The sequence below is a fragment of the Candidatus Corynebacterium faecigallinarum genome, from assembly GCF_052264515.1.
Classification (GTDB): domain Bacteria; phylum Actinomycetota; class Actinomycetes; order Mycobacteriales; family Mycobacteriaceae; genus Corynebacterium; species Corynebacterium faecigallinarum.
The window spans coordinates 127,143-141,926 of record NZ_JBQQOC010000002.1 but is presented as its reverse complement, the minus strand read 5'-3'; the positions used below and the strand labels follow the sequence as shown (position 1 = coordinate 141,926).

The 14,784-nt window shown below is 66.5% G+C and carries 13 protein-coding genes and 1 tRNA gene; 12 read left to right on the top strand and 2 right to left on the bottom strand.

Going from position 1 to position 14,784, the window contains the following annotated elements; all coding sequences use genetic code 11:
• Nucleotides 1–102: 102 nt before the first annotated feature.
• The 7 genes from purF (at nucleotide 103) to ACTXPP_RS01825 (ending at nucleotide 8,831) form a co-directional block, all read left to right on the top strand.
• Nucleotides 103–1,605, top strand: coding sequence for an amidophosphoribosyltransferase (purF, locus tag ACTXPP_RS01855; RefSeq protein ID WP_301498616.1), 1,503 nt, complete (start codon nucleotides 103–105; stop codon nucleotides 1,603–1,605).
• A 30-nt stretch (nucleotides 1,606–1,635) separates the two neighbouring features.
• Complete coding sequence (locus ACTXPP_RS01850) at nucleotides 1,636–2,271, top strand: nucleosidase (RefSeq protein ID WP_301498618.1); 636 nt, start codon at nucleotides 1,636–1,638, stop codon at nucleotides 2,269–2,271.
• 41 nt (nucleotides 2,272–2,312) lie between these two features.
• Nucleotides 2,313–3,431, top strand: coding sequence for a heme/hemin ABC transporter substrate-binding protein (locus tag ACTXPP_RS01845; protein ID WP_443340631.1), 1,119 nt, complete (start codon nucleotides 2,313–2,315; stop codon nucleotides 3,429–3,431).
• Nucleotides 3,432–3,598: 167 nt separating this feature from the next.
• Nucleotides 3,599–3,982, top strand: a complete 384-nt coding sequence (locus ACTXPP_RS01840) for a DUF6457 domain-containing protein (protein ID WP_443340602.1) — start codon at nucleotides 3,599–3,601, stop codon at nucleotides 3,980–3,982.
• Between the two features lie 182 nt (nucleotides 3,983–4,164).
• Nucleotides 4,165–6,486 (top strand): FdhF/YdeP family oxidoreductase, encoded by a 2,322-nt coding sequence (locus ACTXPP_RS01835; protein WP_443340600.1) that lies wholly within the window; start codon nucleotides 4,165–4,167, stop codon nucleotides 6,484–6,486.
• Between the two features lie 15 nt (nucleotides 6,487–6,501).
• On the top strand, nucleotides 6,502–7,389 hold the full coding sequence (gene fdhD / locus ACTXPP_RS01830; protein ID WP_443340598.1) for a formate dehydrogenase accessory sulfurtransferase FdhD: 888 nt from the start codon (nucleotides 6,502–6,504) through the stop codon (nucleotides 7,387–7,389).
• Between the two features lie 62 nt (nucleotides 7,390–7,451).
• On the top strand, nucleotides 7,452–8,831 hold the full coding sequence (locus ACTXPP_RS01825; protein ID WP_443340596.1) for an MFS transporter: 1,380 nt from the start codon (nucleotides 7,452–7,454) through the stop codon (nucleotides 8,829–8,831).
• A 107-nt stretch (nucleotides 8,832–8,938) separates the two neighbouring features.
• Here ACTXPP_RS01825 and ACTXPP_RS01820 read toward each other — a convergent pair whose 3' ends face one another.
• Nucleotides 8,939–9,583, bottom strand: a complete 645-nt coding sequence (locus ACTXPP_RS01820; protein WP_443340594.1) for a GNAT family N-acetyltransferase — start codon at nucleotides 9,581–9,583, stop codon at nucleotides 8,939–8,941.
• 294 nt (nucleotides 9,584–9,877) lie between these two features.
• Between ACTXPP_RS01820 and ACTXPP_RS01815 the strand changes: the two genes are divergently transcribed.
• Nucleotides 9,878–10,213 (top strand): hypothetical protein, encoded by a 336-nt coding sequence (locus ACTXPP_RS01815; RefSeq protein ID WP_301494415.1) that lies wholly within the window; start codon nucleotides 9,878–9,880, stop codon nucleotides 10,211–10,213.
• A gap of 121 nt (nucleotides 10,214–10,334) precedes the next feature.
• Here ACTXPP_RS01815 and ACTXPP_RS01810 read toward each other — a convergent pair.
• Nucleotides 10,335–10,407 (bottom strand) — tRNA-Thr (locus ACTXPP_RS01810).
• Nucleotides 10,408–10,612: 205 nt separating this feature from the next.
• Between ACTXPP_RS01810 and thrE the strand changes: the two genes are divergently transcribed.
• The 4 genes from thrE to ACTXPP_RS01790 all read left to right on the top strand — a co-directional run bounded on the left by thrE (nucleotide 10,613) and on the right by ACTXPP_RS01790 (nucleotide 14,782).
• On the top strand, nucleotides 10,613–12,247 hold the full coding sequence (gene thrE, locus ACTXPP_RS01805) for a threonine/serine exporter ThrE (RefSeq protein ID WP_443340592.1): 1,635 nt from the start codon (nucleotides 10,613–10,615) through the stop codon (nucleotides 12,245–12,247).
• Between the two features lie 64 nt (nucleotides 12,248–12,311).
• Entirely contained in the window at nucleotides 12,312–12,653 is a 342-nt protein-coding gene (locus tag ACTXPP_RS01800) for a hypothetical protein (protein ID WP_301494448.1), read from the top strand.
• 99 nt (nucleotides 12,654–12,752) lie between these two features.
• A complete protein-coding gene (locus ACTXPP_RS01795) occupies nucleotides 12,753–14,270 on the top strand; it encodes an alpha,alpha-trehalose-phosphate synthase (UDP-forming) (protein ID WP_301494450.1) in 1,518 nt (505 codons plus the stop codon).
• Entirely contained in the window at nucleotides 14,267–14,782 is a 516-nt protein-coding gene (locus tag ACTXPP_RS01790) for an META domain-containing protein (protein ID WP_301494418.1), read from the top strand. The genes ACTXPP_RS01795 and ACTXPP_RS01790 overlap by 4 nt, the downstream gene beginning before the upstream one ends.
• Nucleotides 14,783–14,784: the final 2 nt, after the last annotated feature.

Genomic DNA, 14,784 nt, shown 5'->3' with positions numbered 1-14,784 from the left:
TCCCTCGACCGAATGATGGTCCGTCCCCACTATGCGCGTAGGCTTTACCCCTGCATCCACTCTCAGTGACTTCAGCGACTTCAGCGAGGTATTTCCAACACTATGTGCGGCATCGTCGGCATGGTCGGTAACAACCCGGTCAACCAGGACATCTACGACGCCCTTCTCCTCCTGCAGCACCGCGGGCAGGACTCCACGGGCATGGCCACGGTCGAGGACGGCGGCCACATGCACCTCTTCCGCGCCAAGGGTATGGTCCGCGAGGCCTTCCGTACGCGGGACATGCGGTCCCTGCTGGGAACCGCCGGGCTGGGGCATGTGCGTTATGTGACGAAGGGGGCGGCATCCAGTGAGGAGGAGGCACAGCCCTTCTACGTCAACTCCCCCTACGGCATCACCCTGGTGCACAACGGCAACCTCACCAACACCCGCGAGTTGACCTCCGAGATGCGCTACCGCGACCGGCGCCACCTCAACACCACCTCGGATACCGAACTGCTGCTCAACGTACTTGCCAATGAGCTGCAGTCCACCACCGGGCCGGACGACCTGAACCCCGACGCCATCTTCGACGCCGTCACCGCCACCCAGGACCGGGTCGAGGGCGCCTACGCCGTCATCTCCCTGATCGCCCACCACGGCCTGCTGGCCTTCCGCGACCCCAACGGCATCCGTCCGCTGGTCCTCGGTCGCCGTGGGCCGACCGGCCCGAACGGACAGTCCGACGGCACCACCGTCGCCGGCCACGACGAATGGGTCGTGGCCTCGGAGTCCCTGGTCCTGGAGAACGCCGACTACGAGGTCGTTCGCGAGATCGCCCCGGGCGAGGCCGTGTTCATCAGCTCCGATGGCATCCTGTACTCCCGCCAGTGCGCCCCCGGCGCCACCCTGGAACCCTGCTCCTTCGAGTACGTCTACCTGGCGCGACCGGACTCAATGATGAACGGCATCAGCGTCTACGACTCGCGACTGCGCATGGGCGCCCGGTTGGCCGGCACCATCGCCAAGCATGTCCCGATCGAGGACGTGGACGTCGTCATGCCGATCCCGGACTCGGCACGTCCTGCGGCGATGGAGGTCGCCCGCACCCTGGACCTGCCCTACCGCGAGGGATTCTTCAAGAACCGTTACGTGGGCCGGACGTTCATCATGCCCGGCCAGGCGGTGCGCAAGAAGAGTGTGCGCCAGAAGCTCAACGCCATGTCCACCGAGTTCGCCGGCAAGCACGTCCTGTTGATCGATGACTCGATCGTGCGCGGTACCACCAGTTTCGAGATCATCGCGATGGCGAAGGCCGCCGGGGCGCGCAAGGTGTCCTTCGCCTCCGCCGCCCCGCCGATCCGCCATCCGCACGTCTACGGGATCAACATCCCCAACCGTGAGGAACTCGTCGCCACCGGACGCACCATCCCGGAGATGTGCGAACTGCTCGGCGCCGATCACCTGGTGTTCCAGGAAGTCGAGGACCTCGCCGCGGCGATCCTCGACGGCCAGACCGACACCACGCTCGACGGCCTGGACCTGAGCTGCTTCACCGGCGAGTACGTCACCGGCACCATCACCCAGGACTACCTGGACTGGGTGGGGGAAACGCAGGTCTCCTAAGATCCGGTTTCGCCGGTATCATCGGGAAGCGTGACTGAGAACCTTCCCGACCAGAGCCGGCTGCACCGGGGCGAGATCGTCCCGGGTAAACCACTGATCGTCGTGGCGATGGCGTCCGAAGCGTCCGGCATCGACGAAGACTCCCCCGTCCTGCTCACCGGAATCGGGCGGATCCGTACCACCCTGGCCCTCACCGACTGTCTGCACCACTACCTCCGGGTCGGCGGACTGCCCAGTGCGATCATCAACATCGGCACTGCGGGGGCACTGCGTCCGGGGATGTCCGGACTGCACCGGGTGGACCGGGTGCTGCTGCACGACTTCTCGCATGCCGCGGTTGCCGCACTGACCGGGGCTGACGAGTATCCCCCGATCGAGCTGGCCGACACCGCGTCGTCCGGGTCGTCCGTGACCTTGGCCACCGGCGACACCTTCGTCGACGACGACACCACACGCGACCGCCTGGCCGAGGACGCTGACCTGGTGGACATGGAGGGATACGCCGTGGCCATGGTCGCCCAACACTTCGGGGTGCCGGTCCAGTTGCTCAAACTGGTCAGCGACTCCGCCGACGGCTCCGCCGCTCGTTCCTGGGAGCGTGAGATCCCCCGACTGGCCCGGGAGCTGGCCAACCACACCCGTAAAGCCCTCGAAGCCCCCGCTTAGCCTCAGCTTACTTCGGCGTCTCACATTGTGATATCTTCATCATCATGATGTTTCGTCGTCCGGCCAGGGCACTGGCCTGTCTCCTGCTGTCTGCCACTGTCGCCACCACCGGCCTGACGGCCTGCGGTGTCGGGTCACAGAACGACACCGGCACCACCGGCACCGCGGAGGAGACCTCCTTCGAGGCCGCACTGACGGCCTTCACCGACCAGGCCGATGTCTCCGACCCGAGGGAGATCACCGGCACCTCCACCGCGGAGACCGTCGGGGACGTCACCCCGGCCGAGGGGGCCGGGGACGCCGAGCCGGACCTGCCGGTGGAACTCACCGATGCCGACGGCCACGACGTGACCATCGACGATGTCAGCCGGATCATCCCGCTCGACATCTACGGCACCATCTCCCGCACCCTCGCCGGCCTGGGCCTGCGGGACAATATCGTCGGACGCACCGTCTCCTCGATGGAGCCGTCACTGTCCGACCTCCCGGTGGTGACCCAGGGCGGGCATTCGATCAACGCCGAGGCCGTGCTCAACCTCGACCCGTCCCTGGTGATCGTGGACGGCAGCATCGGGCCGGATGAGGCCATCTCCCAACTGCGCGACTCCGGTGTCTCCGTGGTGAAGATCAACCCCGACCACTCCATCGACACCGTCGGCGACGACATCTCCACCCTGGCCTCTGTCGTGGGTCTGTCGGAGGTCGGGGACACCCTGGCGACCCGCGCCGAGGATGAGATCGATCAGGCCATCGAGGCGATCGGTGACACCGCCCCCGGGGATCCGATGCGCATGGCGTTCCTCTACGCCCGCGGCGACGGCGGGGTCTTCTACATCCTCGGCTCCGGCGACGGCACCTCCGACCTCATCGAGTCACTGGGCGGGGTGGACGCAGCGAAGGAGCAGGGCATCGGCAAAGCGTCCCCGGCCAACGCCGAGGCACTGGCCGAGCTGAACCCGGAGGTCATCGTGATGATGTCGGCGGGCCTGGAGTCCACCGGCGGGCTCGACGGGCTGCTGGCCAAGCCAGGCATCGCACAGACCACCGCCGGCGAACGTCACCGGATCCTGTCGATCCCGGACAGCCAGGCGCTGAGCTTCGGGCCGCAGTCCGGCGAGATGCTGCTCACCGCCGCCGCAGCGCTCTACCAGGCGGAGTAGCGCCCGGGCAGTCTCGACTATCCTCGACGGTCACGGCCTCGCACCTGTCCTTGTCAGAAACGTGGGACCATCTGCTGGTTTTTGACCGACATACCAGCGATTCATCCCACGTTTCCGACATGGGCGCCCCCGGGGTCCGGACCATCCACCAGCGAAAGGACCGCGCCATGTCCGACACGTCCGACCAGACTGACCAGACTGACCAGACCGACAAGTCAGGTAGCTCCAACCGCAAGGACTCCCCTGAGGCGATGCGCAGTGCGCATGCCTGGCTCACCCAGGTCGCCGAGGAACTCGGCCTGCCGGAGGAGGTGGTCCGTGCGAGCGTGAAGGACGTGCTGGACCTCACTTCCGCGGTGGCGCACAACCGGTCCCGCCCGGCTGCGCCGGTGACCGCCTTCCTCATCGGCCTCGCAGCAGGACAGGCTGCCGCACAGAGTGCAGAGCTGTCCGCAGCGCAGTCCGCAGGCCCGGAAAACACCTCCGCAGATAACCTCTCCGAGGCATTCTCCCCTCTGATCGAGCGCATCACGACCCTCGCGCAGGACTAGTTCGGGCCGGGTCCGGGGACGGAATCACCGAACGGCCCTACGACACCGCCATATGACCGAGGTCACAACCTGCGGTTTCCCGACGACCCCGTGCCGACACCGCCGCGCAGGATAGTGGTCAGGTCAACAACAGCACTTTTCCTGTTCGCAGCCCCGCACCGGGCAAGGATAGGCTCGATGGCATGACCAGCCTGCAAGAACCCCGCGCCCAGGTGAACCCGATCGCGAACCGGTACGACCACCCGGATGTCTCCGAACTGGAGGACACCGCCACCGGTCTTCCGGCGGTGCTCCACGCCATGGGGCACGCGCTGCCGAACAACGCGACGCCTTCGCTGCTGACCATCAACAAGCACAAGGGCTTCGACTGCCCCGGCTGTGCCTGGCCCGAGCCTGACCAGGCCGACCTCAACATCGTCGAATTCTGCGAGAACGGTGCCAAGGCCGTTGCCGAGGAGACGACCCCGAAGAAGGCCGATGCCGCATTCTGGGCCGACTACTCCGTCAGCGAGCTGCGGGAGAAGACCGACCACTGGCTGGGCAAGGTCGGACGCATCACCGAACCACTGCTCTACGACCGCTCCTCCGGCGACGACCACTACCGTCCGGTGAGCTGGGACAAGGCCATCGGCATCATCGCCGAGCAGCTGCAGCGCACCGAGCCGGACGAGGCGGTCTTCTACACCTCCGGCAAGGCCCCCAATGAGTCGGCCTACGCCATTCAGCTGCTGGCCCGTCGCATGGGCACCAACAACCTGCCGGACTGCTCGAACATGTGTCACGAGTCCACCGGCGCCGCCCTGTCCGCCACCCTGGGGCTGGGCAAGGGGTCGGCCACCATGAACGACTTCCACACCACCGACCTGATCATCTCCGTCGGCCAGAACCCGGGCACCAACCACCCGCGCGCCCTCACCGCCTTCTCCCGTTGCAAGGACAACGGTGGCCACATCATCTCGGTCAACCCGATCCCCGAGGCCGGGCTCATGAACTTCCGTGAGCCGCAGTCGGTGAAGACCTACCTGGGCTTCAAGGAGAAGATCTCGGACGACTACCTGCAGGTCCGTCTCGACGGTGACCGCGCCCTGTTCCTGGCGATCAACAAGGAACTCGTCCGGCGCGACAAGGTCATCGACCACTGGTTCATCGAGAACTACACCACCGGCTTCGAGGACCTCACCGCCCACCTCGCGGAGCTGGACGACGACGAGCTGGCACTGGCCCACGGCATCCCCCGTGAGCAGGTCCTGTCCACCGTCGACGCGATCGAGAAGGCCGACTCCACCGTCATCACCTGGACCCTCGGCGTCACCCAGCACAAGGACGCGGTCGCCACCATCCAGGAGATGACCAACACCCTGCTGCTCACCGGACGCATCGGCAAGCCGGGTTCCGGCACCGCCCCGCTGCGCGGCCACTCCAACGTCCAGGGCGACCGCACCATGGGCGTCTGGGAGAAGTCCCCGGAGAGCTTCCTGGCGGCGATCGAGAAGGAGTTCAACTTCCCGGTCCCCCGCAGGCACGGCTACGATACCGTCGCCTCGCTGCAGGCCATGCGCGACGGCAAGGTGAAGTTCTTCCTCTCCCTCGGCGGCAACCTGATCCGCGTGGCGTCCGACACCTCGGTGCTGGAGCAGGGCGTGGCTGCCAATGAGCTGACCGTGCACCTGTCCACCAAGCCGAATGGGTCGCACGCCTGGCCGGGCGAGAAGTCGCTGATCCTGCCGGTGCGGTCGCGTACCGACATGGACATCCAGAAGGCCGGCCCGCAGTCGGTGACGGTCGAGGACTCCGCCGGCAAGGTCCACGCCTCGACCGGTAAGCGTCGGGCGAACCGCAAGGCGAACCTGAAGAGCGAGGTCGACATCCTGTGCTCCATCGGCCGGGAGACCTTCGGCGATGCGTTCTGGCAGCCGATGATCGACGACTACGACGTGCTCCGCAACCACATCGCCAACACCATCCCCGGGTTCGAGGACTTCAACGAGAAGCTCAAGCACCCCGGTGGGTTCTACCTGCCCAACGGCCCCCGCGAGCGTCGTTTCCCCACCGACGACGGCAAGGCCCACCTGACGGTGAACCAGCCGAATATGGTGCAGCTGGCGGAGGGTCAGCTGATGATGAACACGGTGCGCACCCACGACCAGTTCAACTCCACCGTCTACGGGATGCACGACCGTTACCGCGGCATCCGTAACGGTCGCCGGGTGGTCTTCGTCAACCCGCAGGATGCCGCGGAGCAGGGCCTGCGCGACGGCGACATCGTGGACATCGTCTCCCGCTGGGAGGACGGCGAGCGCCGCGCCCCGGCCTTCCGCGTCGTGGAGTACGACCACTCCCGTGGCGGCTGCACCACCTACTTCCCGGAGGCCAATGTGGTGATCCCGCTGGACCACGCGGTGAAGATTTCGAATACCCCGGTGTTCAAGTCCACCCCGGTCTACCTGGAGCCGACAGGGCGCCGCGCCGAGGACATGCCGCCGATGCCGTCGGCGGAGAAGTAGTACGCTTCCTTGATCATGGGACGGTTGATTGACAAGGCCAGGGTCACGAAGGTCCGGGTCAGCGGCGACAGAGGCGGCGCAAGTGGTGCCACCGTGGAGGTCGACACGCGTGCCGACCGGCTCGCGGTGGAGGAACCGTTGCAGATCCGGGTGGACGGCACCGACCTGACCACCACCATGCGTACCCCGGGCCACGACATCGAGCTGGTCCACGGGCTGCTGCACGCCGAGGGGGTCATCTCGCACCGTTCGGACGTCTCCACCGCCCGCTACTGCGCCGGTGCGGTGGGTCCGAACAACGAGAACACCTACAACACCCTGGACGTCTCCCTGACTCCCCCAGACCTCCCGACTCTGCCCGTGGCGCAGCCCTACCTGCCGGTGCGCACCGTGACCACGAACTCTGCTTGTGGCGTCTGCGGCACCCGCAGCATCGACGACCTGCTGAAGCAGAAGCGCTACACGCTGACGCCGGTGCGTCCCACCCCCACCAGCATCATCGCGATGCCGCAGGCACTGCGCGAGGCCCAGGAGGCCTTCCGCAAGACCGGCGGCATCCACGCGGCCGGCGCCTTCACCACCGACGGGCGTCCGTTGATCGTCCGGGAGGACGTCGGACGCCACAACGCCGCCGACAAAGTCATCGGTGCACTGATGCTCGACGACCGGCTGCCGGGGGACGTCGATGCGTCCGACCCGGACCGGGCGGTGTACCTGGTGATGAGTTCACGGGCGTCCTTCGAACTGGTGCAGAAGGCGGTGCTGGCCGGGTTCTCCGGGTTGGTCGCCGTCTCCGCGGCGACGTCGTTGGCGGTCGACATGGCCCGCGAGTCCGGGCTGCTGCTCACCGGCTTCACCCGGGACGACCGGTTCAACCTGTACAGCGGCGACCTGGCGTCCTGACCGCAGGAAGACACGGCCGGGTTACACCGACAAAGTTTCGTCGGGGCAATACTGTGGTGTCCATGAGTTCACCCGAGCCCACCACACCCGAGCCCACCAAGGGCATCTTCCGCGGCCCCACCCTGGCGTGGGCGTTCTGGGACTGGGGATCGGCGGCATTCAACGCCGTGCTGGTCACCTTCATCTTCTCCGTCTACCTCACCGACTCGGTCGGCACCTCCATCGAGGGTGAAACGGGCGGCGGGATCAGCCCGGCCAGCTGGTACGGCATCGCCATGGCGGTGGCCGGGGTGAGTATCGCGCTGATCGCCCCGATCATGGGTCGGCGGTCGGACATCCGGGGTACCCGACGCCGCTCGGTCGGTCTCTGGACGTTCATCACAGTCGGACTGATGTTCGCCCTGGTGGGCATCGGTGACGATCAGCCGGTGTACTTCTGGGCCGGTATCGTGATCATGGCCGTGGCCTCGGTGACCTTCGAGTTCGCCGAGGTCAGCTACTTCGCGATGCTCTCGCAGGTCTCCACCCGGGAGAATGTGGGACGGGTCTCCGGTTTCGGCTGGTCGATGGGCTATTTCGGTGGGATCGTCCTGTTGCTGGTGTGCTACCTGGGGTTCATCGCCGGCGAGGGTGACACCCGCGGCTTCCTGAACGTCCCGGTCGAGGACGGCTGGAATGTGCGCCTGGTGGCCGCGCTCGCCGCCGTGTGGTTCCTGGTGTCCGCCATCCCCGTGCTACGCAAGGTGCCGAAGAACACCCCGGACCCGGAGACGCAGACCAACTCGGTGAAGGAGTCCTACCTGGGTCTCTTCCGCGACATCAGGGCGCTGTGGCACACCGACCGCTCGGCGGTGTGGTTCCTCATTGCCTCAGCGGTCTTCCGCGACGGCCTGGCCGGTGTGTTCACCTTCGGCGCAGTGCTGGCGGTGTCGGTGTACGGGCTGAGTGCCGGCGACGTCCTGCTGTTCGGCGTGGCGGCGAACGTGGTCTCCGCACTCGGCGCGCTGGGGGCCGGTTACCTGGACGACCGGTGGGGGCCGAAGCCGGTGATCATGGTGTCACTGGTGCTGCTGGTCATCGACGCCGGGGTGCTGTTCTTCGTCGACGGTCCGCTGATGTTCTGGATATTCGGCCTGGTGCTGTGCCTGTTCGTCGGACCCGCCCAGAGCGCCTCGCGTTCCTACCTCACCCGGGTCAGCCCGCCCGGTCGGGAAGGCCAGATGTTCGGCCTGTACGCCACCACCGGACGCAGTGTCAGCTGGATGGCACCGGCCGCCTTCGCCATCTTCACCGCGACCACCGGCGACGACCGCTACGGCATCTTCGGCATCGCCGTGGTGCTGCTGGCCGGCCTGCTGCTGTTGCTCAAGGTGCGTGGCGAGAAGGACATGAAAGACGTGAACAGCACTAACCAGGAAGAAGGGTCCACAACGGAACCCTGATGGGGTATGTTGAGCCTGCTCTAACTTCAAGGAGGCAATCACCCTGGCTAAGGGATTCAACGGGGCACTGCTCCACACCCTCGGCGCCAAGGACCATGTCCTGACCGTCACCGGCAAAGAGTGGCGCACCGCCGCCCAGTGGCGGGTGTAAACGGGCGGGTCTGAGCTGGGCGGGTCTGAGTCAGAGCATCAGCTGCATCAAGGGCATGTCCAGCCAGCGGCCGAAATTGGGTGCCGACCTGACGCACCGTCCCGCACTCCTCGAAGCCCACCTTGGCGTGGAGCTTCAGTGAGGCGGTGTTGGAGCCTTCGATCGCGGCGACCATGACGTGCTCGTCCTCGGTCCGGGCGCGCACGATCAGCTCCTCCATCAGTGCGGTGCCCACTCCCCCGGCGCGGCGGGTGCCGTCGACGTAGATGGAGTTCTCGACGGTGTGCCTGAAACCGTCGTGTTGGCGGAAGTCCCCGTAGGTGGCGTAGCCGAGGACCTGCTCGACGCCAGTGTCATCTGTGTCATCTGTCATCACGGCGGTGAGCGCCACCGTCCCGGGCACGCGGTGCTCGGCCAGCCACTGCAACCGGTTCGCCTCGTCGACGATGTCGTCGTTCCACACGGCCACGGTGTTGGCGACGGCCTCGTTGTAGATCGCGGTGATCGCCGGGATGTCTGCCTCGACGGTCTCACGGACGGTGATCTCTGGGGTGGTCTGTGGGGTGGTCTGTGGGGTGGTCTGTGGGGTGGCCTCAGCCATGGTCACAGACATTGCCGGCCGCGCCGCACCCACCATGTCAGACAGGTGTGACCATCTGCTGGTTTCCGGCCTCAGGAACGACGATTCGTCCCACGTTTCCAACACCACGGGCGCAGCGACAAAAGGTGATGGCAGGCCCCACGGCCGCCGATGAACGGTCAGCCCGTTCTACATACCCAACCCCCTATGGGGGTATCTTGTTTCCCCGGACATACTTTTTGACGGAATCAGGCTAACTTTCTCCTCAGCGAGGCGCTGTGCCCTGCACTTATTCCGCTCGAAGGAGAGCCACCCATGTCTCTGATTCTTGAAATCCAGGAGATCGTCGCGGGTCCGATCAAGGACCTGTACCTCGAAATCACCACCGGTCCCCTGTTCCGGTTCCCGGCCCTGCCCCCGGTCAACATCAACATCGGCCCTGACACCGTCGGCGACCTGAACCTCGGCCCGTCCTTCGGCGACCAGTTCCTGGGTTCGTCCTTCGGCGATGCCAACCTCGGTTCCTCCATCGCCCCGGACCTGGGCTCCAGCTTCGGCTCCAGCAACGGCGACCAGATCATCGGTTCCACCGGCCTGGAACTGCCGAGCCTGCCGAACCTTCCGATTCCCGGCCTGCCCGGCTCCAGCTAGGCCCCGCGCCACTCTTTTTAGTTCTCCAGCCTCTCCACTCTCCTGATTCTCCAGCCTCTCCTCCCTCACGACAAACGCCACGACCCATCCTCTGGGGTCGTGGCGTTCGTCGTATTTGTTGAGCTGGAGACGAGACTTGAACTCGCAACCTACGGTTTACAAGACCGTTGCGCTACCGATTGCGCCACTCCAGCGGAAAACCCGGCCTCACGCCCCCAGCTCACACTGGACCGACGGCTCCACGGTATTCGACAGGTGATCCTACCAGCAGCGTCGGGGGCACATCGAATCCTCCTGCCCGTGACGTAGAGTGAGCAGGAGAAGCATCGGCGCCGACCATTCTCCGCCAAAGGAGAGGTCAACGCCGACCGGGTCGACAGAAAGGGTGAGAGCAGCTCCGTGGGACGTGTCACCAACCGAATCACCTCCCTGCGCAACCGCGCATACGACTTGGTCTCCGGCGGCAACAAGTCGACGATCGACACGATCCGCACCGCGCCTCCGCCGTCCCCCCTCGCCCCGGTCAACCTCACCGACCCTGCCGAGGTCCACCGGGTGATGGACACCGCGTCACGTATCGGTGACCTGCTGCTGGCCTCGGGCACGGGCAACACCGATACGCGCGCGCAGATCCGCGCGGTCACGTCGTCCTACGGTCTGTACGGCTGCCACGTCGACATCACCCTGAACACGATCACCATCTACACGTCATCCAACGGCACCAGTGCGCCGACCAACACCTTCCGGGTGGTCCGGTCACTGAACACGGACTTCTCGCGGCTCACCGAGGTCGACCGCCTCGTCCGGTCGATCGTCAACGGTGCCACCGAACTGGAGCTGGCCCGCAGCATCCTCGACGACATCGAGACCAGCCCACCGCCCTACCGCATCCGCTGGGCGGTGCTCTCCTGGGGAGGTTTCGCCGGATCGGTGGCCCTGATGCTCGGCGGCGAGCCACTGGTGGCCTTGATCGCCACGATCACCACGGTGATCATCATGGCCACGAACGTGTGGCTGTCCTCGAAATCGTTGCCCTTGTTCTTCCAGAACTTCTTCGGCGGGATCATCGCCACCATCCCCGCGGCGGTGAGCTACAGTTTCGCCCGGTCTCTGGACATCTACTTATCGCCGTCGTTGGTGATCGCCTCCTGCATCGTCGCGATGCTCGCCGGGTTGACGCTGGTCCAGGCATTGCAGGACGGCGTGACCGGCGCCCCGGTGACCTCCTCGGCACGGTTCTACGAGACCGTGCTGATGACCGGCGGAATCATCTCCGGCATCGGTGTCGGAGTGATGCTCACCGCGGAGCTGGGCATGACCCTGCCTCCGATCGACACCAGTTCCACCCAGGGGAACTTCGGCGGCGCGGCCGTCCAGGTTCTCGGCGGGGTAGGTGCCGCGATGTTCTTCGCGTTGGCATCCTTCACCGCCCGGCGAGCGTTGGTCATCGCCACGGTGACCGCGCTGATCGCCTACTCCTTCTACCGGCTGGTGCTGCTGGAGATGGGGCTGGGTGCGGTGACCTCCGCCGGTGTCACCGCAGCGTTCGTGGGCCTCGCCGGTGGTCTGCTGTCCCGTCGGTACCTGATCCCGCCGCAGATCACCGCGATCGTGGGTATCACCCCCCTGCTGCCGGGGCTGGCGTTGTACCGGGGCATGTACTCGATGCTCACCGACCAGTTCGTCTTCGGTATCTCCAACCTCGGTATCGCCCTGGCCACGGCGACGTCACTGGCTGCCGGCGTGGTGCTGGGCGAGTGGGTGGCCCGTCGGCTGCGACGTCCTCGCATCCTGTACCGCCACAATGACCTGCGTCGTCCGCCCGCCCGTCGGGCCCGGGGCCGTCGGGGCTCGGGCGCCGGGTCGGGGTCGGGGTCCGACGCTGAGCGTCCTGCGGGACCGGCGCACTGGACGGTGCGTCGGCAGCGCCGACGCGGCACCCCGTGGTTGCCGGACCCGTTCGTCAACCGTCGCCGGAGGAAGGCAGACTCCGATCGCGGGGTGGACGCTGCAGGAGATGCCCCGACGGGCTAGAGTGGGCGCTTACGCAAGTTAGTTGACTGTTATCTCGACCAGTATTCACACCAGGGAGTTCTACGTGCCGCCGAAGGTCACCGACAACCACACCACCAGCGCAGAGTCTCTGCACGCCGTGGAGAAGGAGACCGCGATCGCTGCGCAGCGCATCGTCGCGACCTACGCCAATGACTTCCTCGACGCCGCCACGCTGATGTGCATGCTCGGGGTCGAGCCGGAGGGTCTGATCCACCGCAAGGTCGCCGCCGATGCCGCCGCGGAGGAAGAGGCCAAGAACCCGAAGCCGGCGAAGAAGGCCACCAAGAAGGCGACGAAGAAGACCACGAAGAAGGCTCCGGCCAAGAAGACCACCGCCAAGAAGACGACAGCGAAGAAGGCGACCAAGAAGACCACCGGGGAGTAGTTCCACGGCGGCGGGAAAGGGATTGAGGTCACAGTGACTACTGCGGCGAGTGCGGCGTCTGCGACGACTGCAGCGGGAACGACAGACGACCGAAGTGACATGGTGGTGGTCGCGAACCGGCTGCCCGTCAACCCCGCCACCGACGCGGAGGGGAACAGTTACTGGGCGACGAGTCCTGGTGGCCTGGTCACCGCGCTGCGTCCGGTGCTGAAGTCCAGCCACGGGTCATGGGTCGGTTGGCCCGGGGTCGCCGCTGATTCGCCGCAGGACGAGATCGCCGACGGTGACCTGCCCGGGTTGGCCGACGGGGTGTCACTGGTGCCGGTGAACCTGTCCACCGCTGAGTTCCACACGTACTACGAGGGTTTCGCCAACGCCACACTGTGGCCGCTGTACCACGACCTGATCGTCCACCCGGAGTTCCACCGTTCCTGGTGGCGGGCGTACCGCACGGTCAACCGCCGGTTCGCCGAGGCTGCCGCCCGGGTCGCCGCCGAGGGGGCGACGGTGTGGGTCCAGGACTACCAGCTGCACCTGGTCCCGGGAATGCTGCGTGAGATGCGCCCCGACCTGAAGATCGGCTTCTTCCTGCACATCCCGTTCCCCGCCCCCGAGCTGTTCCGTCAGGCGCCGTGGCGCTGGGACATCCTGCAGGGCACCCTGGGTGCGGACCTGATCGGCCTGCACACCCCGGATTCGGCATGGAACTTCCTGTACACCCTGCGTGCCCTGGGCGCCGACGTCACCTTCAGCAAGGTCGGCAGCGGCGATGCCTGCGGTACCGACGGTGCTGCCGGCACCGACGAGGAGGGCGTGTCCTATATCCGCGGTGCCCGGCTGCCGCGACGGGATGCCGTGGCGGGCACGGTACGCGCTCCTGACGGCCGCGAGGTCAAGGTGGGTGTCTTCCCGATCTCCATCGACTCGGAGGGAGTGACGGCCACCGCCTCCTCCCCGGAGACGATCGCGGCATCGACGGCCCTACGTCGCCGGGTGGGCTCCCCGAAGATCCTCTTCGCCGGGGTGGACCGGCTGGACTACACCAAGGGCATCATGCAGCGCCTCAAGGCGTTGGAGCATCTGTTCTCCCGCGGTGACCTCAACCCGGACGACGTGTGCCTGGTCCAGGTCGCCACCCCGTCGCGGGAACGGCTGGAGTCCTATGCCCGCACCCGGGAGGACGTGGAGCGCACGGTCTCCCGGATCAACGGTTCCTACGGCAGCCTGGGTCACACGGTGGTGCACTACTCCCATGCGAACATGCCCTTCGCGCAGCTGCTCGCCCTGTATTCCGCAGCCGATGTCATGCTGGTCACCCCGTTGAAGGACGGTATGAACCTGGTTGCCAAGGAGTATGTGGCCAGCCACTCGGACGGTTCGGGCGCCCTGGTGCTCAGTGAGTTCGCCGGTGCCGCCACCCAGCTTCCCGAGGCCTACCTGTGCAACCCCTATGACGTGGAGTCCACCGCCGCGGCGATCATGCAGGCGGTCACTGCCCCGGAGGAGGACCGTCGGGCCCGGATGACCTCGATGAGCGAGGAGGTCGCCGCCCACGACGTCCACGGGTGGGCCCGCAAGTTCCTGGAGGTCCTCGATCCGCAGGTGGTGACCGAATGAGCCGGGCCGGCGCGCTGAGGGGAACGTGCCTGGGTGTCGCCGTCGCCGGCGCGGCGGCCACACTCGTTGCCTGCGGCTCCGAGGCCCCCGCCGAGCTCGTCGACGTGCGCTGGCAGCTCACCCGGATCGAGGACGCTCCGGCCGAGGAGTCCGGCACCGCGGTGGAGTCCGGGCTGTCGCAGACCGACCAGACGCGGTCGTGGATCGCCCTGGGCGGCGGCGAGTCATTCACCGGCGGCATCGGGTGCATGGCGTTGAGCGGGACGATCGAATGGCTGGAGGGTGAGAAGATCCGCTTCGAGGACCTCGAGGCCCGCGACTCCTCGGAGCAGGACGGGACGTCCTGCATGCCCAACGACGAAGTGCTCGCAGACCGTCTCGTCGAGGTGCTGGACGACGCCGAACTGCGCTGGTCGACCCCGAGCGACGAGGAAATGCGGCTGACCCGCAGCGACGACAAGGTCTCCGACTGGCAGGCCCGACGCTTCGTCGAGTTCATCGCCACGTACTGAGT

What these genes read in the sequence shown, in the direction of transcription:
- purF (WP_301498616.1), top strand. Translation starts at nt 103, where the DNA reads ATGTGCGGCATCGTCGGCATGGTCGGTAACAACCCGGTCAACCAGGAC.
- ACTXPP_RS01840 (WP_443340602.1), top strand. Translation starts at nt 3,599, where the DNA reads ATGTCCGACACGTCCGACCAGACTGACCAGACTGACCAGACCGACAAG.
- ACTXPP_RS01835 (WP_443340600.1), top strand. Translation starts at nt 4,165, where the DNA reads ATGACCAGCCTGCAAGAACCCCGCGCCCAGGTGAACCCGATCGCGAAC.
- fdhD (WP_443340598.1), top strand. Translation starts at nt 6,502, where the DNA reads ATGGGACGGTTGATTGACAAGGCCAGGGTCACGAAGGTCCGGGTCAGC.
- ACTXPP_RS01825 (WP_443340596.1), top strand. Translation starts at nt 7,452, where the DNA reads ATGAGTTCACCCGAGCCCACCACACCCGAGCCCACCAAGGGCATCTTC.
- ACTXPP_RS01820 (WP_443340594.1), bottom strand. Translation starts at nt 9,583, where the DNA reads ATGGCTGAGGCCACCCCACAGACCACCCCACAGACCACCCCACAGACC.
- ACTXPP_RS01815 (WP_301494415.1), top strand. Translation starts at nt 9,878, where the DNA reads ATGTCTCTGATTCTTGAAATCCAGGAGATCGTCGCGGGTCCGATCAAG.
- ACTXPP_RS01795 (WP_301494450.1), top strand. Translation starts at nt 12,753, where the DNA reads ATGGTGGTGGTCGCGAACCGGCTGCCCGTCAACCCCGCCACCGACGCG.
- ACTXPP_RS01790 (WP_301494418.1), top strand. Translation starts at nt 14,267, where the DNA reads ATGAGCCGGGCCGGCGCGCTGAGGGGAACGTGCCTGGGTGTCGCCGTC.